General features: G+C 68.6%; 24 protein-coding genes. 7 read left to right on the plus strand and 17 right to left on the minus strand.

Going from position 1 to position 22,131, the window contains the following annotated elements; all coding sequences use genetic code 11:
* The 12 genes from P7D22_RS12120 to atzF form a co-directional block, all read right to left on the minus strand.
* A partial coding sequence (locus tag P7D22_RS12120) for an amidase family protein (protein ID WP_319934497.1) occupies positions 1 to 841 on the minus strand: 841 nt, incomplete at its 3' end.
* Complete coding sequence (locus P7D22_RS12125; protein ID WP_319934498.1) at positions 838 to 1,029, minus strand: AtzG-like protein; 192 nt, start codon at positions 1,027 to 1,029, stop codon at positions 838 to 840. The genes P7D22_RS12125 and P7D22_RS12120, both read right to left, overlap by 4 nt.
* On the minus strand, positions 1,026 to 1,709 hold the full coding sequence (locus P7D22_RS12130; protein WP_319934528.1) for a cysteine hydrolase family protein: 684 nt from the start codon (positions 1,707 to 1,709) through the stop codon (positions 1,026 to 1,028). Before P7D22_RS12130 ends, P7D22_RS12125 begins: the two co-directional genes overlap by 4 nt.
* Before the next feature lie 2 nt (positions 1,710 to 1,711).
* Positions 1,712 to 3,259 carry an ABC transporter ATP-binding protein gene (locus P7D22_RS12135; protein WP_442916077.1) on the minus strand — a complete coding sequence of 516 codons (1,548 nt, stop codon included), beginning with the start codon at positions 3,257 to 3,259 and terminating at the stop codon, positions 1,712 to 1,714.
* A 7-nt stretch (positions 3,260 to 3,266) separates the two neighbouring features.
* Positions 3,267 to 4,340: a ring-opening amidohydrolase gene (locus tag P7D22_RS12140; protein WP_319934499.1), complete on the minus strand. Its 1,074-nt coding sequence runs from the start codon at positions 4,338 to 4,340 to the stop codon at positions 3,267 to 3,269.
* On the minus strand, positions 4,337 to 5,023 hold the full coding sequence (biuH, locus tag P7D22_RS12145; protein ID WP_319934500.1) for a biuret amidohydrolase: 687 nt from the start codon (positions 5,021 to 5,023) through the stop codon (positions 4,337 to 4,339). Before biuH ends, P7D22_RS12140 begins: the two co-directional genes overlap by 4 nt.
* 142 nt (positions 5,024 to 5,165) lie before the next feature.
* Complete coding sequence (locus tag P7D22_RS12150; protein WP_319934501.1) at positions 5,166 to 6,182, minus strand: formamidase; 1,017 nt, start codon at positions 6,180 to 6,182, stop codon at positions 5,166 to 5,168.
* Positions 6,183 to 6,192: 10 nt separating this feature from the next.
* On the minus strand, positions 6,193 to 7,107 hold the full coding sequence (locus P7D22_RS12155) for an ABC transporter permease (protein ID WP_319934502.1): 915 nt from the start codon (positions 7,105 to 7,107) through the stop codon (positions 6,193 to 6,195).
* Positions 7,108 to 7,258: 151 nt separating this feature from the next.
* On the minus strand, positions 7,259 to 8,347 hold the full coding sequence (locus P7D22_RS12160; RefSeq protein WP_319934530.1) for an ABC transporter permease: 1,089 nt from the start codon (positions 8,345 to 8,347) through the stop codon (positions 7,259 to 7,261).
* 141 nt (positions 8,348 to 8,488) lie between these two features.
* Complete coding sequence (locus tag P7D22_RS12165) at positions 8,489 to 9,604, minus strand: BMP family ABC transporter substrate-binding protein (RefSeq protein WP_319934503.1); 1,116 nt, start codon at positions 9,602 to 9,604, stop codon at positions 8,489 to 8,491.
* A 121-nt stretch (positions 9,605 to 9,725) separates the two neighbouring features.
* On the minus strand, positions 9,726 to 10,412 hold the full coding sequence (locus P7D22_RS12170) for a GntR family transcriptional regulator (RefSeq protein WP_319934504.1): 687 nt from the start codon (positions 10,410 to 10,412) through the stop codon (positions 9,726 to 9,728).
* Complete coding sequence (atzF, locus tag P7D22_RS12175; RefSeq protein WP_319934505.1) at positions 10,409 to 12,217, minus strand: allophanate hydrolase; 1,809 nt, start codon at positions 12,215 to 12,217, stop codon at positions 10,409 to 10,411. Before atzF ends, P7D22_RS12170 begins: the two co-directional genes overlap by 4 nt.
* An 83-nt stretch (positions 12,218 to 12,300) precedes the next feature.
* Here atzF and hpxZ point away from each other — a divergent pair, with 83 nt between their 5' ends.
* On the plus strand, positions 12,301 to 12,690 hold the full coding sequence (hpxZ, locus tag P7D22_RS12180; protein WP_319934506.1) for an oxalurate catabolism protein HpxZ: 390 nt from the start codon (positions 12,301 to 12,303) through the stop codon (positions 12,688 to 12,690).
* Here hpxZ and P7D22_RS12185 read toward each other — a convergent pair whose 3' ends face one another.
* Complete coding sequence (locus P7D22_RS12185) at positions 12,691 to 13,485, minus strand: lytic murein transglycosylase (RefSeq protein WP_319934507.1); 795 nt, start codon at positions 13,483 to 13,485, stop codon at positions 12,691 to 12,693.
* Positions 13,486 to 13,730: 245 nt separating this feature from the next.
* Between P7D22_RS12185 and ilvD the strand changes: the two genes are divergently transcribed.
* The 3 genes from ilvD (at position 13,731) to P7D22_RS12200 (ending at position 18,168) form a co-directional block, all read left to right on the plus strand.
* A complete protein-coding gene (gene ilvD, locus P7D22_RS12190; protein ID WP_319934508.1) occupies positions 13,731 to 15,563 on the plus strand; it encodes a dihydroxy-acid dehydratase in 1,833 nt (610 codons plus the stop codon).
* 146 nt (positions 15,564 to 15,709) lie between these two features.
* On the plus strand, positions 15,710 to 16,885 hold the full coding sequence (locus P7D22_RS12195) for an MFS transporter (protein ID WP_319934509.1): 1,176 nt from the start codon (positions 15,710 to 15,712) through the stop codon (positions 16,883 to 16,885).
* Positions 16,886 to 16,944: 59 nt separating this feature from the next.
* On the plus strand, positions 16,945 to 18,168 hold the full coding sequence (locus P7D22_RS12200; RefSeq protein WP_319934510.1) for a winged helix-turn-helix domain-containing protein: 1,224 nt from the start codon (positions 16,945 to 16,947) through the stop codon (positions 18,166 to 18,168).
* 25 nt (positions 18,169 to 18,193) lie between these two features.
* On the opposite strand, the gene P7D22_RS12205 is transcribed toward P7D22_RS12200, so the two are convergent.
* Entirely contained in the window at positions 18,194 to 18,469 is a 276-nt protein-coding gene (locus P7D22_RS12205; RefSeq protein WP_319934511.1) for a DUF2312 domain-containing protein, read from the minus strand.
* Between the two features lie 119 nt (positions 18,470 to 18,588).
* On the opposite strand from P7D22_RS12205, the gene P7D22_RS12210 reads away from it, so the two are divergent.
* Positions 18,589 to 19,461, plus strand: a complete 873-nt coding sequence (locus tag P7D22_RS12210) for a glucose 1-dehydrogenase (protein ID WP_319934512.1) — start codon at positions 18,589 to 18,591, stop codon at positions 19,459 to 19,461.
* A 243-nt stretch (positions 19,462 to 19,704) separates the two neighbouring features.
* Positions 19,705 to 20,028, plus strand: a complete 324-nt coding sequence (locus P7D22_RS12215) for a restriction endonuclease (protein WP_319934531.1) — start codon at positions 19,705 to 19,707, stop codon at positions 20,026 to 20,028.
* 7 nt (positions 20,029 to 20,035) lie between these two features.
* On the opposite strand, the gene P7D22_RS12220 is transcribed toward P7D22_RS12215, so the two are convergent.
* Complete coding sequence (locus P7D22_RS12220) at positions 20,036 to 20,317, minus strand: hypothetical protein (RefSeq protein WP_319934513.1); 282 nt, start codon at positions 20,315 to 20,317, stop codon at positions 20,036 to 20,038.
* 135 nt (positions 20,318 to 20,452) lie between these two features.
* On the opposite strand from P7D22_RS12220, the gene yddG reads away from it, so the two are divergent.
* Positions 20,453 to 21,349: an aromatic amino acid exporter YddG gene (gene yddG / locus P7D22_RS12225; RefSeq protein WP_319934514.1), complete on the plus strand. Its 897-nt coding sequence runs from the start codon at positions 20,453 to 20,455 to the stop codon at positions 21,347 to 21,349.
* Positions 21,350 to 21,407: 58 nt separating this feature from the next.
* Here the strand turns inward: yddG and rpmF are convergent, their stop codons facing one another.
* The gene (gene rpmF / locus P7D22_RS12230; protein ID WP_319934515.1) at positions 21,408 to 21,605 is read right to left on the minus strand and encodes a 50S ribosomal protein L32; all 198 of its coding nucleotides are present in this window, start codon (positions 21,603 to 21,605) and stop codon (positions 21,408 to 21,410) included.
* 124 nt (positions 21,606 to 21,729) lie between these two features.
* The gene (locus P7D22_RS12235; protein ID WP_319934516.1) at positions 21,730 to 21,987 is read right to left on the minus strand and encodes a DUF1127 domain-containing protein; all 258 of its coding nucleotides are present in this window, start codon (positions 21,985 to 21,987) and stop codon (positions 21,730 to 21,732) included.
* Between the last annotated feature and the right edge of the window lie 144 nt (positions 21,988 to 22,131).

The following is a 22,131-nucleotide window of genomic DNA, read 5'->3' on the forward strand; positions in this document are numbered from 1 at the left end:
CGGCCAGGGCCTGAGGCTCGGCATTCTGGCGGAAGTAACCGTCCGCCACCGCGATCCGCAGACCGGCCGTGCCGGCGCCGAGGTGGGACGACACCGGCTCGACAGGCCGGGCCGCCTGGGCAGGATCGTCCGCATCGAGGCCCTGCATGGCGTCATAAGCGAGTGCCAGGTCGGCCACGCTGCGGCCGAGCGGCCCGAGGTGGTCGAGGCTCGCCACGAACGGGAAACTGCGGGCCCGGCTGAGCCGCCCGAGGGTGGGCTTCAAGCCGAACAGCCCGCAGAGCGACGCCGGCACCCGGATCGAGCCGTTGGTGTCGGAGCCGAGCGCCAGCGGCACCAGCCCGGCCGCGACCGCGGTGCCGGAACCGCCCGAGGAGCCGCCGCTCATGCGGCCGAGGTCGTGCGGGTTACGGGACGGGCCGTCATGGATGTTCTCGCCCGTGAAGTCATAGGCGTATTCGCCCATGTTAAGGGCACCGACGCAGATTGCGCCCGCGGCCTCGAGCCGTTCCACCAGCGTGGCGTCGCGTGTCGCAGGCGGGTTGTCGCGGTTGATGCGGGCGCCGGCCCGCGTGGTGGTGCCGGCGAGGTCGAATAGGTTCTTCACCGCGAAGGGCACGCCCGCCAGCGGGCCCGGATCGGCGCCGGCGCGGCGCGCGGCATCGACGGCCTCGGCCCGGGCAAGGGCGCGGGCGGCCGTGACGGTCGTGAAGGCGCCGAGCCCCGGGTCGAACGCCGCAATGCGATCGAGGGTTGCGGTGACGACCGCGCCGGCCGTCAGGCTGCCGTCGCGTATCGCGGCCGCGATGGCGGTGGCGCTCATGGCATGGGGCGGCGTCATGGCGTGAACACCGCGGCCGGTTCGGCGTGATCGTCGAGCGGGACCTCGAGCACCAGGGCCGCCAGGGCCGCCGTGAGCTTGAGGTTGGCCAGCACGCCCGGCCGCTGGGCGGGCGTCACCAGAAGGCCGAGAAGCGGCGCCATCGCGTCGATCACGGCATCCGGGTCGAAGTCGGCAGCCTCGGTCATGCGGTCTTTCCCTCCGATGCGCCGACGGCCGCGACGAGGCTGGACAACGGCGTCGTCCAGCCCACGATGGCGCCCTGAGCCGTGATCATGTCGAGCGCCGCCTGCTTGAAGGCCGGCACGTAGCTTTCCGTCGCGTCGCTGACCAGCAGGCATTCGAAGCCGCGGTCGTTGGCTTCCCGCATCGAGGTCTGGACGCAGACTTCCGTCGTAACGCCGGCGAAGACCAGATGGGTGATGCCGCGCCGATCGAGTTCGGCATGGACCGGCGTGTTCCAGAACATGCCCTTGCCGGGCTTGTCGATGACGGTTTCGCCCGCCTCGGGCGCGCAGGCCGTCACGATGGCGTGGCCCGGCTCGTCGCGAACCAGGATGCGGCCCATCGGCCCGATGTCGCCGATCCGCAAGGTGGCGTGGCCACGAGCCCGCTTGGCGTCGGGCAGATCGGACAGGTCGGGCCGGTGCCCTTCACGCGTGTGCAACACCGGCCAGCCCTGTTGGCGGAACAGCGCCAGCAGGGCCGCCACCGTCGGAACGATGCCGGCCAGGCGCGACACGTCGTTGCCGAGCGCATGCCCGAAGCCGCCCGGCTCGATGAAGTCGCGCTGCATATCGATCACCACCAGCGCGGTGCGGCCGGGTGGGAATCGGTAGGGATAGGGCGTCGCCGGCACCTCGATCATGCTCAATGCCCCGCCATGTGGTGGCCGATGGTGGTGCGATCGGTTTCGCCGACGGGCGCCACATAGCCGATGCGGCCTTCCGACATCACGGCGACGCGGTCGGCCAGTTCCAGGATCTCGTCGAGGTCCTCGCTGACCAGCAACACGGCGGCACCTGCGTTCCGCTGGTCCATGATCTGGCCCCGGATCTCCGCCACCGAGGCGAAATCGAGCCCGAAACACGGGTTGGCGACGATCAGCACATCGACGGCATTCGACAGCTCGCGCGCCAGCACGGCCCGTTGCACGTTGCCGCCCGACAGCGTTTCGATTGGCGCGTCGGGCGAGGTGGTCTTGACCCGGTAGGCCTGGATCAATGCGGCCGCGCGGGCCCGCATCGGCCCGCGACGCAGCCAGAAGCCGCCCTTGGCGATGGGCGGCTTGTCGAAGGCCCGGAACGCCATGTTCTCGGCCACGCTCATGCGCGGCGCTGTGGCGTTCTTCAACGGTTCTTCCGGCAGGCCGAAGACCTTGAAGCGGTCGAAATCCTTGCGGTTCGGTTCGAACGGCTGGTCGCGCACGAAGATGCGGCCGTCCCGCAACGGGCGTTGGCCGGCCAGCGCCTCCACCAGCGCGGCCTGCCCGTTGCCGGACACGCCCGCGATGCCGAGGATCTCACCCGCCATCACCTTCAGATTGACGGCGTCCACGACCGTGCGCCCGGCCTCGTCGTCGACCACCAGGCCCGCAAGTTCCAACATGGTGTCCGAGCGGGCGAAGCGGGTGCGGGCGGCACGCTCGCGGATCGGCGTGTCGCCGATCATCAGCCGGGCCATGGCGTCGGGGGTCAGATCCGCCACGGCGCCTCCCCCCACCGCCGCGCCGCGCCGGAGCACCGTCACGGTGTCGCCATAGGCCATCACCTCGCGGAACTTGTGGCTGATCATGATGACTGAGATTTCGCCGCGGCGCGTCATGCCGCGCAGCAGGCCAAGGATTTCGTCGGCCTCGTCGGGCGTCAGCACGGAGGTGGGCTCGTCGAGGATCAACACGTGCTGGTCGAGATAAAGCAGCTTGAGGATTTCGAGCTTCTGCTTTTCGCCGGCCGCGAGCGTCGCCACCGGCCGGTCGAGCGGCACCTGGAACGGCATGCGGGCCATGAAGGCGGCGAGCCGCTTGCGCTCGGCCCGCCAGTCGATCACGGCCGGCACGTCGGCGCGGCTGATGACGAGGTTCTCGGCCCCGGTCAGCGACGGCACCAGGGTGAAGTGCTGGTACACCATGCCGATGCCGAGCGCCCGTGCGTCGCGCGGATTGTCGACCCGCACCGGCTTGCCGTCGATCGCCATGGCGCCGTCGTCGGGCTGGTAGAATCCCATGATGCATTTCACCAGCGTCGACTTGCCGGCGCCGTTCTCGCCGAGCAGCACATGGAAACAACCGGGCGGTATGTCGAGCGACACGCCGTCGAGGGCCGTGAAGGCGCCGAAACGCTTGCTCATGCTCGACACCGTCAGGTGCACGGCACGCTTGCCCGGTGCGGCCATTTCGACGACGGGTTGCACGCTCATCGGCTCCTCACGCGGCTTCGACGATGACGCAGACCGGGCCACCGCCATCCGGGCCCTGATGCTCGGCGCCGCCCGACACGTAGATTTCGGCGTGGCCCACCAGCGCCGCGAGCGCGCCGGCCGTGAAGCCGCGGGCATGGCGGGTGGGCGACACGTCCGAGTCGGTCAGCATCGTGTGGCGATACCCGCGCAGCTGGCCGCTCGCGCCGGGTTCGGCCTTGGCCAGCAGCGCCTTCAGGCGGCCGCGCTGGTGGCGGTCGAGCTGGCCCGTCGAGGCGAGGCCGAGCCGGGCCAGGGCAGCCCGCACCGGCTCGATATCGATGCCGTCGGCCATCACCGCATGGTCGACCCGCAGCGGGCCGCTCCAGCCGCGGCCGCGGCCCAGCACCACGATCTCATGGCCCATGAGCTCGACCCCGGCCGACGCCGAGGCACGGCTCGACCGCAGCTCCCAGTCGCGGCCGATGGCCTCGTCCGTCAGGTCGTCCCGTACGACCTCGCCAAGCGCCACCGCGACGCCGAGCGACGATGCGGCCCGCGACAAACCCATGCTCTTCAGCGTGTCGCGGGTGGCGGGCGCGACGCCCTCGCGGTCGAGGGCGGCCAGTCGCGCGCTCGTCAGCAGCGGGCACTTCACCTGCACGAAATGGACGTCGTCCGGCGATGTAATACCGGCCTCCTCCATGGCGGTCCGCACGCCCGCCGCCACGGCATCGACCTGAGCGAGGCGCCCGAGGTGCTGGCCGGGCAGCGCCGGTGTGCGGCAATGGCCGACCGCCAGCGCGTCGTCCACCGGGAGGGCGTCGCTGGTGCGCACCTCGAAGACGGTGAAATGCGGCGACAGGGCGCCTTCGGTGCCGCCCGACATGACGCAGCAGGGCGCCGCGCCGAGGCGGTCGTGCAGGGCGCGGGCCGCCAGCGCCCGGGTGAAATCGTTGACGCAGCCGTTGCCTTCCGTCTTGCCCAGCACCGCCACCACGCAGGCGGGGTCGACCGCGCCGCGGGCGATCGCAGCCTCGAGGCCCGACACGTCGTCGGGCGCCGTCATGGCGATGCGGTGCACGAAGGCCTGGCGGCTCATGCCGGAGTGCCGAGGGCTCGCAGCATGTCGGCAGAGGACGCGACAGCGCCGAAGACGCCGCCCTGCATGGTGACCATCTTGACCGCCGCCTCATGGTTGCCCCGGTCGGTGGCGCCGCAGCAATCCTCCACCAGCACGCATTCGAAGCCGCGGTCGTTGGCTTCCCGCATGGTGGTGTGGACGCAAACATCCGTGGTGATGCCGGTCAGCACGAGATTGCTGATGCCCTTGTTACGCAGGATCATCTCGAGGTCGGTGGCCCAGAAGGCCCCCTTGCCGGGTTTGTCGAGCACGATCTCGCCCGGCAGCGGGGCCAACTCCGGGATGATCTCCCACCCCGGCTCGCCCCGCACCAGGATCTTGCCGCAAGGCCCCGCGTCGCCGATGCCGGCACCGATGCGTCGCGAACGCCATCGCTTGTTCGCAGGCAGATCCGCGAGATCGGGCCGGTGGCCTTCGCGGGTGTGGATCACCGTGAAACCGCGCTCCCGCATCGCGGCCAGCAGCGCGCGGATGGGTTCGATCGGGGCGCGGGTGAGCGACAGGTCGTAGCCCATGGCGTCCACATAGCCGCCGGTGCCACAGAAATCGGTCTGCATGTCGATAATGACCAGCGCCGTATTGGCGGGCCGCAGGTCGCCGTCATAGGGCCAGGGGTAGGGGTTGGCGTCGATGGTGGGCATGGAAATTGTCCTGATAAAGCCTGGCACCAACCCTCATTCCGGGGCGGCGAAGCCGAACCCGGAACCGGTGTGCCTCGGCTTGCGTCGCTGAAGCTCCCCGGTTCCGGATCTCCGCTGCGTGGCGTCCGGAATGAGGGCTGGCTTATTCCGCCGCGCGCTTGGGCGCTTCGCCATAAAGCCGCTCCGGCCGTGGATAGCCGAACTTCGTGCCGTCGGTGTGGGCCACCGCGGCATCCCAGGGCAGACGGTAGCGGCCGGCCGCGAGGTCGGTCATGTAGGTGTAGGGGCAATCGCCGGCGCCGCCCGCGACCGCCACATAGCCGCGGTGGCCGAACTGATAGATGTTGTTCTCGACCGCCCAGTGGATGCGGGCCTCGCGCACAAGGTCGGGCCGTACCTCGGCCGTGATGATCTCGTCGGGCCGGCCGCTGGTGCCATGGGCGACGATCGACCCGTCGAAGTTGCACACCATGCCTTCGCCCATCGAGTCGAACTGCCCGTCGGAGCCCGACATGCACACGCTGGCCGTGACCATCAGGTTGCAGAAGGCGTTCGACTGGTTGGTGAAGCGCCAGCTGTCGCGGATCGGTGCCGTGTAGCCGGCTGTGCGCAGCATCACCTCGGCGCCCTTATAGGCGCATTCCCGCGCCATTTCGGGGAACATGCCGTCGTGGCAGATGATCAGCGCCATGGTGGAGCCGTTCGGGCCGGTGAAGACCGGGATGCCGCGATCGCCCGGCTCCCAGGGTTCGACCGGCACCCAAGGGTGCATCTTGCGGTAATAAAGCTGCGTTTCACCCTGGTCGTCGATCACGATGCCGACGTTGTAGGGATTGCCGTGCGGGTTGAACTCCATCAGCGAGAAGCAACCCCAGATCCGGTTGTCGATGCAGGCCCGGCGGAAGGCCGCGACCTCGGGGCCGTCCATGCGGCACATGATGTCGGGATTGGTGTCCATCGACAGCCCGTGCAGGGCGTATTCGGGGAACACCACTAAGTCCATCGTGGCCATGTTGGCCCGCGCCTTCGCCACGGTGGCGACGATCTTGTCGGTTTGCGCCGCAAGATCCTCCCGCGTCCGCACGGCCGGCAATTGCAGTTGCACGAGGCCGATCACCACCCCGTTCGGGCTCTTGTTCAGCCCACCCAGTCCGTTCATGGCCTATGCCTCATCGCGTGATCGACAGTTCGCCGGGCGCGGCCCGGAGGCTGTCCTTGGATTTCGACGACCCGATCATGATCAGCAGCGTCAGCACGTAGGGAGCGGCGTTGAAGAGCGAATAACCCCGCGTGATGCCGACCGACTGCAACGCCGGGCCGAGCGCCCCGGCGGCGCCGAACAACAAGGCCGCCCCGACGCAACGCAGCGGCGCCCAGCGGGCGAAGATCACCAGCGCCACCGCCATCAAGCCCTGGCCCGACGACAATCCCTCGTTCCAGGATCCTGGATAGGAGAGCGACAGGAAGGAGCCGCCGATGCCGGCCAGGAAGCCGCCGACTGTCGTAGCGGTGATCCGCACGCCGTTGACCGACACGCCCATGGCGCGGGCGGCCGCGGCCGAGTCGCCCGTGGTGCGCACCACGAGGCCCCAGCGCGTGTTGCCGAAGCTCCAGGCCATCAGGGCGGCGGCCGCGAGGCCGAGAAGAAACAACGGGTTGATCTGCAGGGCTTCCGCGAGCTGCGGCACGCCGGTCCAGTCGCCAAGCGGCACGGAAGGCAGGCGTGGCGCCTGCGGCTGGATGAAGGGCTTGCCGAAGAAGAAGGCGACACCGGTGCCGAAGCTCATCAAGGCGATGCCGACCGCGATGTCGTTGACCTTGGGCAAGCTGCACAGGGCGCCGTGCAACAGGCCGAGCAGCACCCCGGCGCAGCCTCCGGCCAGCACGCCGAGCCAGGGTGAGCCGGTGCCATAGGCGGTGGCGTAGCCCCCCATGGCGCCGAGCACCAGCGTGCCTTCGAGGCCGAGATTGATGCGGCCCGACTTCTCGGTCAGGCATTCGCCGAGCGCCACGAACATGAAGGGGGTCGACACCCGGATGGCGCCGCCCAGCATGGCGAACAGGATGGTGCCGAGCGGATTCATGGGCGGCCTCCGGCGCCGCGCTTACGCACCTCATTCCGGGGCGCCGGAGGCGAACCCGGAACCGGTGTGCAAAGGTCTTGGGCTGCCGAGGCGCCCCGGTTCCGGATCTCCGCTTCGCTGCGTCCGGAATGAGGTGAAGTGTAATAGCGCCTCAAGTTCGCCCTCCGCCGCCGTCGGGCCGGAAGATTGCGAAGCGGCCATAGAGCGTTTCCGACGCCAGCAGCACCACGAAGATCAGCCCCTGCAGCAGCAGCACGGTGGCGTCCGGCAGGCCCATGCGCCGCTGCACGATACCACCGGCGGCACTGAGACCGCCCAGCAGGATGGCGACCGGCACGATGGCGACCGGATTGTGGCGTGCCAGGAACGACACCAGGATGCCGGTGAAGCCATAGCCCGCCGCGAGCGACGCATTGGCCCGGCCCTGCACGGCCGCCACCTCGAAATAGCCCGCCAGGCCCGCGCAGGCGCCGGCGATCATCGTGCAGGTCGTGATCAGCCGCCCGACCGGCAGCCCTTGGGCCTGGGCGGCCCGCATGTTGCCGCCGGTGATCTTGGCTGCAAATCCGAAGGTGGTGCGCGACATTAGCACCCCGAGCGCCAGCGCCAGCCCGACGCCGGTCGGGAACCCCCAATGCACCGCGAGGCCGGGGATCTTGCCGACCGCATAGGCGGTGCCGATCGGCAGCGTCGAGGCTTTCACGGGTTGCGCGAGGTCCCGCAGCGGCCCCTCGACGAAGAAGTTCATCAGGGCAATCGCCACATAGGACAGCAACAACGACGCGATCGTCTCGTTGACGCCGCGCCGGTAGCGCAGCCAACCCGCGAGGCCGATCCACAAGGCCCCGATGCCGACCGCCATGACCACCATGGCCGGCATCACCAGCCAGGCCGACACGCCCGAGCCGACGAACGGGATCGCGACCGCGGCCGCCGCGACGCCGCCAAGCACCAGCGCCCCTTCGCCGCCGATGATCGTCAGCCCGAGTTGAGCCGGGATCGCCACCGCCAGGGCCGTGAGGATCAGCGGCGAGGCCCGTTGCAGCGTATTGCCCCACGAAAAGGCAGTGCCGAAACCGCCGAGCCAGAGCAGGCTCAGGAATGTGGTCGGCGATTTGCCGATGGCAGCCAGAAAGATCGAGAACAACACCAGCGACGCCACCACGGCCAGCCCCGGGATGACGAGATATTCCGAGCCGGCGCGCAGGCGATGGCCCAGCGGCGACCCGAGCATGACCATCGGGGCGGGCGCGAGGCCGTGCAGGGGCCGGGAAGGATCGGCGACGTCGGTCAAGGAACGATGCGTGCGGGCAAGGCGTGGCTCCCTCGGGGCCGGATGATGCCCGCCGGACCCCGAAGGGCGGCGGGCAGGGTGACGCGATCAGGTGGTGGAGCCGACCACGCCATCGACCAGATAGGTCATGCTGTTCAGCTCGGGGGCGTAGTTGTCGTAGCCAGCCTTCGGCAGCACCACGTTGCCCTTGTTGTCCTTGACCGGCACCGTCCAGATCGGCTTGCCGGCTTTGAGGTCCTTGATGGCGGCCTCGGCCGCCATGCGGGCCTTGTCGGTGGCGCCGGCCCCGAAAGCCGTGTTCTTCACCATGTCCTTGTCGTAGCCGCCGAAGGTGACGTTCGGCAGCGGCTGGCCCTTCGACAGGAGGTCCGCGAAACCGGTGTAGATGGTGGCCCATTTATATTCGGCGCCGGTCACGAAGCCCTTGGGCGCCAGCGGCGCCTGAGAGGCGTTGTGGCCGCAGCTTTTGACGCCGCGCGACTCGGCCGTCTGGATCACCACCTTGGGGCCGTCGACATGGCAGGTGATGAGGTCGCAGCCGGCATCCACCAGGGCGTTGGTGGCTTCGGCCTCGCGCACCGGCAGCGACCAGTCGCCGGTGAAGATCACCCGCACGGTGGCGTTCGGATTGACGGTGCGGGCGCCGAGCAGGAACGAGTTGATGTTGCGCAGCACGATGCCGATCGGCTTGGCGGCCACGAAGCCGAGCTTACCGGACGCCGAGGCGGCGCCGGCCGCGACGCCGTCGACGTAATGGGCCTGATCCAGGAAGGCGAAATAGGAGCCGGCGTTCTTCGGGTCCTTATCGGTCCACAAGGGCGCCGCGTGGCGGAACTGGACGTCGGCGTGCCCCTTGGCCTCGTCGATCACGAAGGGGTTGTAGTAGCCGAAGGAGGTCGGCAGGATCAGCCCCGCACCATCGAGGGCGATCATCGACTCCATGGTTTTCGACACCGCGTCGGTCTCGGGCACGTTTTCTTCTTCGACCACCTTGATGCCCGGCACGGTCTTCAGCGTCTGCACCGCCTCCGCATGGGACTGGTTCCAGCCGAAGTCGTCGCGCGCGCCCACATAGATGACGCCGATCGTCAGATCGGTGGCGGCCCGAGCCTGCCGCAGGGGACCGGCGCCAAGCGCCAGGCCCGCGATGCCTGCACCGGCCTGCAGCAGCCGGCGTCGATTCAGGTGGAGGTCAACCGGCATTGCGAAATCCTTGGTAGGGAGGGAGCGGCCATGCGGCCGCCTCACGTTTCACAGGCCGTCATGCAACCCCCATACCAGCCGCCCTCGCTGGGCGATTGCATGCAAGGCTGAGCCGTCCTGCTTATTTCGTCGGCATCAGATGGCGCTGCTCTGAGCGATGCGACGCGTAGACGCCATCGACGGCGCTTCGCACTTCGCCGATGTGGGCCCGCATCTCGGTCTGAGCCCGGGCATCATCGCCGCGCTCGATCGCCTGCAGCACCCGGTCGTGTTCGGCATGCGACAAAGCCAGTCGGGCGAGCTCGTCGAACTGGGCCCGGCGGAAAGGCGCCACGCGCCGCCGCGCATCCTGAGCCAGCTCGGCCAGATAACCATTGTGGCTGCCTTGGTAGAGGGCCGTGTGGAAGGCGTCGTTGAGCGCCACATAGGCGCGGCGGTCGCCCGCCTGTACGCAGGCGGCTCCCTCGGCATGCAGGGCCCGCAAGGCGCGCCGCTCGGCCGTCGTCATGGCGCGGCTGGCCCAGCGGGCGCAAAGGCCTTCGAGCTCCGCCATCACGGCGAACATCTCGTCGAGCTCCTGCTCCGACACGCGGCGCACCACGGCGCCCTTGTGGGGCCGTGATTCGGCCAGGCCGCAGCGCTCGAGCTGACGCAGGGCTTCACGGATCGGCGTGCGGGAGACGGCGAAGCGGGTCGCGATGCCGACTTCGTCGAGCAGCGTCCCGGGCGGCAGCCGCCCGTGCGCGATGTCGTCGGCGAGCGCCAGATAGATGTCCTGGGCCTTGGTGGTCCGTTGAGGTCCGGTCACGGTTGCTTCGCCGCGGCGGCCAGATAGGCGCGCCAGCCGCCATGGTTTGAGATGTCTCGTGCCCCAGCCAAGGCGGCGGTCTCGCACAGGAAGCCCTTCGGCATCGTGCCGTCGGCGAGCCGCAGGGTGCCGATGCCGAGCGGCGCCGGGATGGCGGCCACGAAGCGACCGAAGCCGTCGGCCGGCAGCCGCCACACCTCGACCGCGATGGCGTGGCCCTCGGCTTCTTCCACGCGTACGAGACCCGGCCGCTCGGGCGGGCCGCCCGGCAGGGCGTAAAGCCGATAGGCCGGAAGGGTCTGGCCGGTGCGCACCAGGGTGCCGCCGAGCCGGGTCAATTCGCCGTTGAGCGGCATGCCCGACAGGTGGGCGCCCACCACGGCGATCTCGAGGCCGTCCGGCATCACGGCCTCATTTGGCGCAAAGGCCTGCGTCGGTTGCGCGATTCCGGTGGCACCGAGCGGCGTGGCGGCGGCGGCCTGCAGGCGCGCTCCGAAGCCGGCGAGGTTCGCGTCGGTGCCGCGCGACCCGATCAACGTCACGCCGGACGGAAAACCGTCCTGCCGGAACGGTGCCGGCACCGCCAGGGCGCAAAGGTCGAGCAGGTTGACGAAGTTCGTGTAGGTGCCGAGGCTTGCATTGGGGCCGATCGGATCGGCCGCGACCTCGGCGACGCCGACCGGCCGCGGATAGGTCGGCACCAGCATCAGGTCGATAGCGTCCCACAAAGGCTCCCTCGCCCGGCGGAGTTCCGCCAACCTGTAGAGGCCCGCGAAGGCGTCGGCGGCCGAATAGCGCTCGGCCCCCAGGATGATATCGCGCGTGACGGGATGCAGCGCCTCGGCATGCTCGGTCACGAAGCCGCGAATGGCCTGGAAGCGCTCCGCCACCCAGGCGCCCTCGTAAAGCAGCCGCGCCACCTCGAAGAAGGGCGACAGGTCCACCTCGACCAGATCGGCGCCGAGGCGCGTCGCCAATGCGAGCGCGGCCTCGAAGGCCGCCTCGGCCTGGGCGTCCCCGAGAAAGATGCGGCTTGTCCGGTCCGGCACCCCGAGGCGTGGCGCCTGGGGCGCTTCGCGCGGGTCGCGGGCCGCGAGGGGGCGCGACCAGGGGTCGGCTGCATCATAAGCCGACGCCACGCCGAACACCTGCCAGGCATCCGGCACCGTCAAGGCGAAGATCGACACGCAATCGAGCGTTTGGCAGGCCGGCAGCACGCCGCGCGTCGAGAGGGCGCCGAGCGAAGGTTTCAGCCCGACCAGGTTGTTGAGCGCGGCCGGCACCCGGCCGGACCCCGCGGTGTCGGTGCCGAGCGCGAAGCTCACGAGGCCCTGCGCCACCGCGACGGCCGAGCCCGACGACGAGCCGCCCGGCACGATAGTGGCATCGAAACTGTTGCGCGGCGCCGGATGGGGCGTGCGCAGGCCCACGAGGCCGGTGGCGAACTGGTCGAGGTTGGTTTTGCCGAGCGGCACCGCGCCAGCCGCGACGAGCCGCTCCACCACGGTGGCCGAACGGGCCGGCGTGAAGCCGAAGGCCGGGCAGGCGGCCGTGGTGGGCAGGCCCGCGAGGTCGATGTTGTCCTTCACCGCGAAGGGCACGCCCCAGAGCGGATTGCCGATCGGGTCATAGGGCCCGAGCGCCGCCACTGCCGCGTCGAGGGCCGCACCATCCGCGAGGGCGAGAAAGATGCCTGGGTCGTCGAGGCGGGCGAGCCGGTCCAGGCAGTCCGCCAGCACGGCCCGTGGGTCGCCACCCTGGGCGTAATGGGCATGCAATGCCGCGAGATCGAGCGAAATGGCCATAATCGGGGTTCCGGTGGTGCCGGACTTGCTTGCAAGTCGCGCACCAGCCCGGCCCCACCGGGCCTCAGCCGAGGATTGCATCCATGATCGTCAACGACCCTGCCATTTTGCTCGAAGTCGAGGCAGTGTTCGCCCGCTACGAGGCCGCGTTGATCGGCAACGACGTCGCGGTGCTGGACGAACTCTTCTGGTCAGATGAGCGGACGATCCGCTATGGCGGCGGTGAAAACCTGTACGGCATCGAGGCCATCCGAGCCTTCCGGTTCGGGCGGCCGGCCGGCGATCTCGGCCGCGACCTCGAAGCCACGGTCATCACCACCTACGGCCGCGATTTCGCGACCGCTTCGACGTTGTTCCGACGGGCCTCGTCGCCCGGCCGCGTCGGCCGTCAGATGCAGAGTTGGGCCCGCATGCCGGCAGGCTGGCGCGTGGTGGCGGCGCACGTCAGCACGATCGCCGACCCCGACGCCTGATCAGTTGGCGTCGATCCGGCCCCCGATCAGCGCGATCGACTGCTCATAGACCGTGGCGGCGTTCCAGGCCTGGATGGCGGCGAAGTTCGGCTCGCCCGGCTGGTAGCCGGCGCCGCGCTGCCAGCCATGCGCCTTCAGGAAGTTCGCCGTCGAGGCGAGCGCGTTCTGGGCCACGTCGAGGCTGCCGCCGACCCCATATTGCAGGATGTTTTTCGGCAGGAACTGGGTGTGGCCGACCTCGCCGTGCATGGAGCCGCGCGTGCCGCTCTGCAGCACGCCCTTGTCGACGAGCTCGAGCGCCGCATACAGCTGATCGGTGAAATACGCCGTGCGCCGGCAATCATAGGCCAGGGTGGCGGTGGCCGAGATGATCTCCTGGTTGCCGCGGATTTTGCCGAACCCTGTTTCCATGCCCCAGATCGCCAGCAGCGGGCCCGGCGGCACGCCATACCGGTCCTCGATCGAGGCGAACATCGAGGCATCCGTTTGCTTCAGCCGCCGGCCTTGACTGACGATGACGCTGCCGCCGCGCTTCGCCATAAACTGGTCGAGGGACAGCTTGAAGCTGTGCTGCCCGCGGTCGGCCGCGATGGTCGGCCCATTGTAGTGGGTGTCGGCCAGCGCCGCGAGGCCGGCTTCGCCGACGCCATGGGCGCGGGCTTCCTCGGAAAACTGCTGCTTCCAGCTGTCGAACCCGGCGCCCGTGTTGCCGCATTGCGCGGCATGCGCGGCGTTCCCCAGGCCGGTGGCCAGCACGGTGGACAGGAGGATGGTGCGGAAAAGGCTCGACGACATTCGGTTTCGCTTCGCGGCAGGGAAGGGTGGACGGCTGCGTTCCATCCGGCCGCAGCCAATGTAGGGCGGCGCGCCGTAACGCGAAGCGTCCATTCGGATTTTGGTTAAACGCGCGGCCCGGCGTGGCGCGCGAGTGACACAGCTCCGCAATCCGCCGACGCTAGCCAAACCGTGCCGAGGGGATTAGATCACAAGCGAATGATCGCCCGCGCGTCCGCGCGCGAGGCCGCCTGAAAGCCTTCGCCATGCCCGCCTATCGTTCCCGCACCACCACCCACGGTCGCAACATGGCCGGCGCGCGTGGCCTTTGGCGCGCCACCGGGATGAAGGATTCCGATTTCGGCAAGCCTATCATCGCGGTGGTGAATTCCTTCACCCAGTTCGTGCCCGGCCACGTCCACCTCAAGGACCTTGGCCAGTTGGTGGCGCGCGAGATCGAGCAGGCCGGCGGCGTCGCCAAGGAATTCAACACTATCGCGGTCGATGACGGCATCGCCATGGGCCATGACGGCATGCTGTATTCGCTGCCCTCGCGCGAGTTGATTGCCGACTCGGTCGAATACATGGTCAACGCCCATTGCGCCGACGCCATGGTGTGCATCTCGAATTGCGACAAGATCACCCCCGGCATGCTGATGGCCGCGATGCGGCTCAACATTCCGGCCGTCTTCGTGTCGGGCGGCCCCATGGAGGCCGGCAAGGCGGTGCTGAAGTCCGGCGTCACCAAGAAGCTCGACCTTGTGGACGCCATGATCGCGGCCGCCGACGACCGGGTTGACGAGGAAGACGTCAAGGTCATCGAGCGTTCGGCCTGCCCGACCTGCGGCTCCTGCTCGGGCATGTTCACGGCCAATTCGATGAACTGCCTGACGGAGGCGCTCGGCCTGTCGCTGCCCGGCAATGGCTCGACGCTCGCCACCCACGCCGACCGCAAGCGGCTCTTCGTCGAGGCCGGCCACCTCGTGGTGGACCTCGCCCGCCGCTATTACGAGCAGGACGACGCCAGCGTGCTGCCGCGCTCGGTGGCGAGCTTCAAGGCTTTCGAGAACGCCATGACGCTCGACATCGCGATGGGCGGCTCCACCAACACGGTGTTGCACCTTCTGGCCGCTGCCCACGAGGCGGAGGTCGACTTCACCATGGCCGACATCGACCGGCTGTCGCGTCGCGTGCCGGTGTTGTGCAAGGTCGCGCCTTCGGTCGCCGACGTCCACATGGAGGATGTCCACCACGCGGGCGGCATCATGGGCATTCTGGGCGAACTCGAGCGGGGCGGCCTGATCCATGCCGATGCCGGCTCCGTTCATGCCGGCACCCTCGGGGCCGCGCTCGACCGCTGGGATGTGGTGCGCACCAAGAGCGCCAGCGTGCATGAATTCTTCAAGGCGGCGCCGGGCGGCGTGCCGACCCAGGTGGCGTTCAGCCAGGCCGAACGCTTCGACGACGTCGACACCGACCGCAAGGCCGGCGTGATCCGCTCGGTCGAACATGCTTATTCGAAGGATGGTGGCCTCGCGGTGTTGTTCGGCAACATCGCCGAGGATGGCTGCATCGTGAAGACGGCCGGTGTCGACGATTCCATTCTGAAATTCACTGGCACGGCCCGCATCTTCGAAAGCCAGGATGCGGCGGTGCTGGGCATCCTGAACGGCGGCGTTGCGGCCGGCGACGTGGTGGTGATCCGCTACGAAGGACCGCGCGGCGGTCCCGGCATGCAGGAGATGCTGTATCCGACGAGCTACCTGAAATCGAAGGGCCTCGGCAAGGTTTGCGCGCTGGTGACCGACGGCCGCTTTTCGGGCGGCTCCTCCGGCCTTTGCATCGGCCACGTGTCGCCCGAGGCGGCCGAAGGCGGCGCCATCGGCCTGGTGCAGGAAGGCGATCCGATCGAGATCGACATCCCGAACCGGTCCATCCACCTCGCAGTCAGCGAAGCCGAGATGGCGTCCCGCCGCCAGGCCCAGGATGCCAAAGGCTGGCTTCCGGTCGAAACCCGCAAGCGCAAGGTGACGATGGCGCTGAAGGCCTATGCGTCCATGACCACCAGCGCCGCCAAGGGTGCGGTGCGGAAGCTTTGAGCCTCCGATCATCACGGTGTTTCGATGGGGGCTGCCTGAGGCGGCTCCTGTCGCACTGGTGTGCTGCATTGCGAAATTAGCGGTGTTCGCCATGGCGCCCGAGCCGCTACAAAGCTGGCATTCCTCGCCAGCACGGGCTGCCTTTCATGAAACTGCCCATGTCGCTGATCGCCTTGGCGATCGCCTCGTTCGGGATCGGCACCACTGAATTCGTCATCATGGGCCTGCTGCCCGACGTGGCCCGCGACCTCGATGTGAGCATCCCGGCGGCCGGCCTGCTGATCGGCGGCTACGCGCTCGGCGTCACGTTTGGATCGCCCGTGATGGCGGCCCTGTTGTCGGGTGTCGGGCGCAAGACGGCGCTGCTGGGGCTGATGGGCTTGTTCGTCATCGGCAACCTGCTCTGCGCCGTGGCGCCGAGCTATGGCTTCCTGTTGGCGGCGCGGCTGCTCACTTCGCTTTGCCATGGCACCTTTTTCGGCATCGGGGCCGTGGTGGCCACCACGCTGGTGCCGCCGCAGCAGCGCGCCATGGCGGTGTCGATCATGTTCTCGGGGCTCACGCTCGCCAATGTGCTGGGCGTGCCGTTCGGCACCGCGCTGGGCCAATGGGCCGGTTGGCGCATGAGTTTCTGGGCCATCGTGCCGATCGGCATCCTGGCGGCCCTGGCGGTGTGGCGCTGGCTACCGGCCTCGACCGTGTCGCAGCCGACGCGGCTCGGCCAGGAGATGCGCGTCCTTGGCCGCCCTGCCGTGCTGCTGCCCATGCTGGTCAGCGTGATGATGTCGGGCAGCCTGTTTGCCACCTTCACCTATGTGACGCCGCTGCTCGAAACTGTGGCGGGTGTGTCGCCGCGCGGCGTGACCCTCGTGCTGGTGTTGTTCGGCGTCGGCATGACGGTCGGCAACCTCGTCGGGGGGCGCCTTGCGGATTGGCGTCAGTTGACCTCCATGCTGGGCCTCGGGGCGGTGCTGATCCTGGTGCTGGTGGTGTTCAGCGTTGCGGCCAGCGGGCCCATCCAGGCCGCCGCGATCGTGACCGGCTGGGGGCTGGTGCATCTGGCCAGCACGGTGCCGTTGCAGTCCCGCGTCGTCGATGGGGCCGTCGGCGCGCCGAACCTCGCCTCCGTGCTCAACCAGAGCGCCTTCAACCTCGGCAACGCCATCGGGGCCTGGCTCGGAGGGCAGATGCTGCTCGCTGGTTATTCCTACGCCCAGCTGCCGTTGCTCAGTGCCGGCATGGCGGCCACAGGGCTCGTGGTGTTGGCGTTCGACGGCGTGCTGTCGCGCCGCCGCCGCATGGCACTCGTCGCCGCGCAGTGATCCGAAGTCTCCTGCCGATCGCGGTGGCAGGAGGGCCGCGGGGGCGGTAGGGTCCGACCGTGCTCGAAAACCTTTCCCTCGCCCAGGCGCGCCGCATCGCTCTTGCGGCGCAGGGGCTCGATCGGCTGCGGCCCGAGGGCGTCCTCGACGCGGGTACGCTCAGCCGGGCAATCAGTCGCCTCAACCTGCTGCAGATCGACAGCGTCAACGTCGTGGCGCGCGCCCACTATCTGCCGTTGTTTTCCCGGCTCGGCGCCTATCGGCGCGACCTGCTCGAGGCGATCGCCTGGGGGCCCCGGCCGCGGCTTTTCGAATATTGGGCCCACGAGGCCTCGCTGTTGCCGCTCGACCTGCATCGGCACTTGCGCTGGCGCATGGCGCGGGCCGAGCGGGGCCTCGGCATCTACGGCGGCCTGGCGCCCTTCGCCGGCGAGCGGCGCGCCGAGGCCATTGCCGTCATGGATCAGATCCACAGGCGCGGGCCGCTTTGCGCCTCTGATCTCGAGGGCGCGCGCGGGCAGGGCGGCTGGTGGGGGTGGAGCGATGGCAAACGGGCGCTGGAATGGCTGTTCTGGAGCGGGCTCGTCACAACCCGCACTCGGCGCGGGACCTTCGAGCGTGTTTACGACCTGACCGAGCGCGTCATCCCGGCCGCGATCCTCAGCGTGCCGACGCCACCCGAAGCCGAGGCCCATCGCGGCCTGCTGGCCCGCGCCGCGCGGGCGCTCGGCATCGCGACGCTGAACGACCTGCGCGATTATTTCCGCCAATCGTCCGAGGACGCCCGGCCGCGCGTGGCGGAGCTTGTGGAGGCGGGCGAACTGCTGCCCGTCACGGTCGCGGGCTGGACGCAGCCGGCCTACCTGCATCGTGATGCGCGCCGGCCGCGTCGGGCCACCGCGCGGGCGCTGGTGGCCCCCTTCGATCCGATCGTCTGGGAACGGGCCCGGACCGAACGCTTGTTCGGCCTGCGCTATCGCATCGAGATCTACACGCCGGCCGCCAAGCGGCTGCACGGGTATTACGTGCTGCCGTTTCTGCTTGGCGACACCATCGCGGCCCGGGTCGACCTGAAGGCCGACCGCAAGGCCGGCGTCCTGCGGGTGCAGAACGCTCATCGCGAGCCGGGCGCGCCGGCGGCATTGCCGGAGGCGCTGGCCGAGGAGCTGCGGCTTATGGCGGGCTGGCTTAACCTCGACCGCATCGTGGTGGGGCAGGGCGGCGACCTCGCGCCGGCCCTGGCCGGGGCACTCGGCCTGCAGCCCGATACGGGCGAGCCTTAGCGCGGGGAGGACAAGCTGGCTTGGCTCAAGCCGCCTTGGCGAGCGGCACCTCGGCGCCACCGCCGTCCATGGCCCGCATGTAGAGGTCGAGCAGCGATTCCTGCTCGTCGCGCTCGTCCTTGTCCTGCTTGCGCAGCTTCAGGATCTCCTTCAGCACCTTGACGTCGAAGCCCTCGCCCTTGGCTTCGGCGAAAACCTCTTTCTTGCCCTCGTTGAGCGCCTTCAGCTCTTCCTCGATCTGCTCGACGCGCTCGATGAACGACCGGATGCGATCGCCCGCGATACCCACTGTGTCCGTCATGTTTTTTCTCCGCGTGAAGTTACCGCAGGGTAGATCCGGATGGTGAGCGAGACGTTAAACGACCCGAGCCGGGCGGCGCAGGCAGGCCGGCCACGAACGCTTGTCCACAGGGAACCACCATGGCCGTCGACCCGCGCACCCGCTATCCGAAGCCGCCCTTCCACACGGAACTGCAGCCGTTTCCCGGCTCATCGGCCAAGATGAACCCGCAGCCCGATCACGGCGAAACCACCTACAAGGGCTCGAACAAGCTCGAAAGCCGCGTGGCGCTCGTCACCGGCGCCGATTCCGGCATCGGCCGTGCTGTGGCGCTTGCCTTCGCCCGGGAAGGCGCCGACGTGCTGTTGTCCTACCTCGATGAAGAAGGCGATGCCGCCGCGGCCGCGAAGTCGATCGAGGAAGCCGGGCGCCAAGCCATCCTCTTGCCGGGCGACATCTCGAAGCCTGCGCATTGCCGGAGCCTCGTCGAGGCGGCGGTCGACCGTTTCGGCCGTCTGGACATCCTGGTCAACAACGGGGCCTTCCAGGCCACCCATACGGCGCTCGACGAGATTTCGGACGAGGAATGGGAGGCAACCTTCGCCACCAACATCCACGCGCAGTTCTATCTGAGCAAGGCCGCGGTGCCGCACATGCGGCCCGGCTCGTCGATCATCAACACGTCGTCGGTCAATGCCAAGCACCCGATGCCGGGGTTGCTGGCCTATTCGGCCACCAAGGCCGCCATCGCGAACTTCACCATCGGTCTCGCCCAGATGCTGGTCGACAAGGGCATCCGGGTGAATGCCGTGCTGCCGGGGCCGATCTGGACGCCCTTCATCGTCACCGGCATGGAAGCCGAACAGGTGAAGACCTTCGGCAGCCAGTCGCCCATGGGCCGCCCTGGTCAACCTGCCGAACTCGCCGGCGCCTATGTGTATCTCGCGTCCGACGACGCCAGCTACACGACAGGCGCTTTGCTGCCGGTGCATGGGGGTATGGCGATCTATTGAGGAATCGACTCCTCTCGTGGCGGGCTGGGTCGTTGACCCGCCCGGGCGGATTTCGGGCGTAGCGTCGGCCGGGAACGGTCGTCGGGTTCTGCCTGAAGGGGCTGGCGGTTGCGCAGGCGGGCGGGCGCCGAAGCTTCTTCAGCCCGCCCGCGATGCTGTGACCCACGATCGCAGGCGCGGCCTTGCGCATTGCCGGGCGTCGGCAACGCCCGATCTGTCAGGTCGATCCGCAACTTGGCCGTGATGACCCATTCAGACCCGCAGGCCGTGTGCCCTTTCTGCGAACGACCGATCCCCCGGGGCGCCAAGGCGAGCCGGCACCATCTCGTGCCGAAACTGAAGGGCGGCGCCAAGGGGGAGACCGTGCTGCTGCATCAGATCTGCCATAGCGCCCTGCACGCCCGCTTTTCCGAGGCGGATCTCGCGCGTCGCCTCCGCACCGTCGAAGCCTTGCGGGAGGCTCCGGAACTGGCCGATTTCCTCGCCTGGGTCCGGCGCAAGCCCGACGACTTTCATGCGCCGACCCGGCAGACCGGCGCGCGTCGGGACGCGCGCCGCAACCGCTGAGCGTCGGTCAGGCGACGGCGCGGCCGCTTTCGGCTTTGCCGGCCGTTGCCCGGATGGCCTGCAGCACCGTTTCGAGATAGGCCAAGCCGGCGTCGCTGAAGACGGCGCGGCCGTTCTCCACCCGTGCGAGGCCGCCGTCCTCGACCTCGCGCACCCCCTGCGGGTCTGCCGCATGGCCGGCGGAGTCGCGCAGCACGACCTCGAGGACCGGTTCACCGGACGTCAGCTGGTGGTAGGCCGCAAAAACAAAGATCGACAGGCCTTTGTCGCTCAGGGTTACGGTGCTCATGGAACGCCCTCCTTGTGGTCCGGCAGGTTCTAGGGCTTTTGCCGCGACGGGCGAGGGTGTCGCCCGGGCGGCAGGAGGGTGCCGTTGCCGCAGGCCGGGTTTGCGCCGCGCCTCCGTCCTGCCTATGCAGGCACCATGCTTGCCACCGTTATCGGCTTCACGGCCGTCCTCCTTTGGTCCTGTCTCGCGCTGTTGACGACCGCGACCGGTACGATCCCGCCTTTCGAGCTCGCGGCGCTCACCTTCGCGATCGGCGGCACACTGGGGGTGAGCGTCACGGCGATGCGGGGCAGGCTCGGGGCGCTACGCCAGCCGCTGCCGGTCTGGGCCGTCGGGGTCGGCGGCCTGTTCGGCTATCATGCGCTGTACTTTGCGGCCCTGCGGCAGGCGCCGCCCGCCCAGGCCGGGTTGATCGCCTATCTGTGGCCCCTGTTGATCGTGTTGTTATCCGCAGCCCTTCCGGGCGAGCGCCTCGCGCCTCGGCATATCGTCGGTGCGCTGCTCGGCTTTGCGGGCGTCATAGTGTTGATCGGCAGCAAGCAGGAGGGTGCGACGGCTTTCGCGGCCGATCACCTGCTCGGCTACGGGCTGGCGGCCGCCTGTGCCCTGGTGTGGTCGAGCTATTCGGTGTTGTCGCGCCAGTTACGCGCGGTGCCGACCGACGCCGTGGGAGGCTTCTGCCTCATGACGGCATTGCTGGCAGCTGTGGCGCACGGAATCTGGGAACCGACCGTGTGGCCCGAAACGCCGTCGCAAACGGCCGCCATCGTGGCCTTGGGGCTCGGGCCCGTGGGGGTGGCCTTCTATGTCTGGGATCATGGCGTCAAACGCGGCGACATCCGTCTCCTGGGCGTCGTTTCCTATGCGGCTCCCGTGCTGTCGACGCTGATCCTGGTGGCCTGCGGCATCGCACGGCCGACCTGGACCTTGGGTGTGGCCTGCCTGATGATCGTCGCCGGTGCGGTGGTGGCCAGTGTGAAGCGCAGCCCACGCAACACCGTCACCCCGATGACCGCGGCAGAGACGCAATAAAAAAAACGCCGCGCGGCGAGGCCGGCGGCGCTAATCCATCGATCCGTCGATCGAACGCTTATTCGGCGTCGGCTGCGGCAGCCTTCGGCTTCAGCACCATGCGGCCACGATACATGCCGCTCTTCAGATCGACATGGTGCGGACGGCGCAGCTCACCCGAATCCTTGTCTTCCACGTAGGTCGGCTGTGCCAAGGCATCGGCCGAACGGCGGAAGCCGCGCTTCATCGGAGAGGTTTTTCGTTTCGGGACGGCCACGGTCAGCTCCACAAGCAAAAAGGCTGCCGATCCTGCGAACGGCAGCGCCCTAATTCCGTCGGGTCGATACACCGATCGGGTGCGGAAGGCTAGCCCTATCCGCAGCCAATAAGGGTGTCGATCTTCAGAACGACGCCGACCGCATGGCGCGGCCATTGACGGCATCCACCAGCGAGCCACGCTCGACACCGATGTCGGCGAGCTGATGGTCGTTCAAAGCCGACAACTCGCGGATGGCTAGGTGACGTTGATGACGCTCACGCAGGGACTTCAGCACAGTTTGTAGACGCACAAGCACAACAATTATCCTTCTCAATCTCGTGGACTGTATTTGTGCCTTCCGATTGTGCGTTGCAAGCCAATTACCTGTGCAATGCCGCATGAGCAGGCATGCGCGACCGATGCGGAATTAACGCGATCCGTTCACCGTCCATCAATCATTCGGCGGCTGTCCGACCGGGTCGGTTTCGGCCGTTCTGCCTTGACCATCCCGGCTATTGTGCCGCCCTGGCTTGGCTTTTTGAAA

Origin of the sequence: Lichenihabitans sp. Uapishka_5 (assembly GCF_033947565.1) — a bacterium.
Lineage (GTDB): Bacteria > Pseudomonadota > Alphaproteobacteria > Rhizobiales > Beijerinckiaceae > Lichenihabitans.

Bases quoted from the DNA above. Each gene is read 5' to 3' on its own strand.
- P7D22_RS12125 (WP_319934498.1), bottom strand. From the start codon at position 1,029: ATGACCGAGGCTGCCGACTTCGACCCGGATGCCGTGATCGACGCGATG.
- P7D22_RS12130 (WP_319934528.1), bottom strand. From the start codon at position 1,709: ATGATCGAGGTGCCGGCGACGCCCTATCCCTACCGATTCCCACCCGGC.
- P7D22_RS12135 (WP_442916077.1), bottom strand. From the start codon at position 3,259: ATGAGCGTGCAACCCGTCGTCGAAATGGCCGCACCGGGCAAGCGTGCC.
- P7D22_RS12140 (WP_319934499.1), bottom strand. From the start codon at position 4,340: ATGAGCCGCCAGGCCTTCGTGCACCGCATCGCCATGACGGCGCCCGAC.
- biuH (WP_319934500.1), bottom strand. From the start codon at position 5,023: ATGCCCACCATCGACGCCAACCCCTACCCCTGGCCCTATGACGGCGAC.
- P7D22_RS12150 (WP_319934501.1), bottom strand. From the start codon at position 6,182: ATGAACGGACTGGGTGGGCTGAACAAGAGCCCGAACGGGGTGGTGATC.
- P7D22_RS12155 (WP_319934502.1), bottom strand. From the start codon at position 7,107: ATGAATCCGCTCGGCACCATCCTGTTCGCCATGCTGGGCGGCGCCATC.
- P7D22_RS12160 (WP_319934530.1), bottom strand. From the start codon at position 8,347: ATGGTCATGCTCGGGTCGCCGCTGGGCCATCGCCTGCGCGCCGGCTCG.
- P7D22_RS12165 (WP_319934503.1), bottom strand. From the start codon at position 9,604: ATGCCGGTTGACCTCCACCTGAATCGACGCCGGCTGCTGCAGGCCGGT.
- atzF (WP_319934505.1), bottom strand. From the start codon at position 12,217: ATGGCCATTTCGCTCGATCTCGCGGCATTGCATGCCCATTACGCCCAG.
- hpxZ (WP_319934506.1), top strand. From the start codon at position 12,301: ATGATCGTCAACGACCCTGCCATTTTGCTCGAAGTCGAGGCAGTGTTC.
- P7D22_RS12185 (WP_319934507.1), bottom strand. From the start codon at position 13,485: ATGTCGTCGAGCCTTTTCCGCACCATCCTCCTGTCCACCGTGCTGGCC.
- ilvD (WP_319934508.1), top strand. From the start codon at position 13,731: ATGCCCGCCTATCGTTCCCGCACCACCACCCACGGTCGCAACATGGCC.
- P7D22_RS12195 (WP_319934509.1), top strand. From the start codon at position 15,710: ATGAAACTGCCCATGTCGCTGATCGCCTTGGCGATCGCCTCGTTCGGG.
- P7D22_RS12205 (WP_319934511.1), bottom strand. From the start codon at position 18,469: ATGACGGACACAGTGGGTATCGCGGGCGATCGCATCCGGTCGTTCATC.
- P7D22_RS12210 (WP_319934512.1), top strand. From the start codon at position 18,589: ATGGCCGTCGACCCGCGCACCCGCTATCCGAAGCCGCCCTTCCACACG.
- P7D22_RS12215 (WP_319934531.1), top strand. From the start codon at position 19,705: ATGACCCATTCAGACCCGCAGGCCGTGTGCCCTTTCTGCGAACGACCG.
- P7D22_RS12220 (WP_319934513.1), bottom strand. From the start codon at position 20,317: ATGAGCACCGTAACCCTGAGCGACAAAGGCCTGTCGATCTTTGTTTTT.
- yddG (WP_319934514.1), top strand. From the start codon at position 20,453: ATGCTTGCCACCGTTATCGGCTTCACGGCCGTCCTCCTTTGGTCCTGT.
- P7D22_RS12235 (WP_319934516.1), bottom strand. From the start codon at position 21,987: ATGCGGCATTGCACAGGTAATTGGCTTGCAACGCACAATCGGAAGGCA.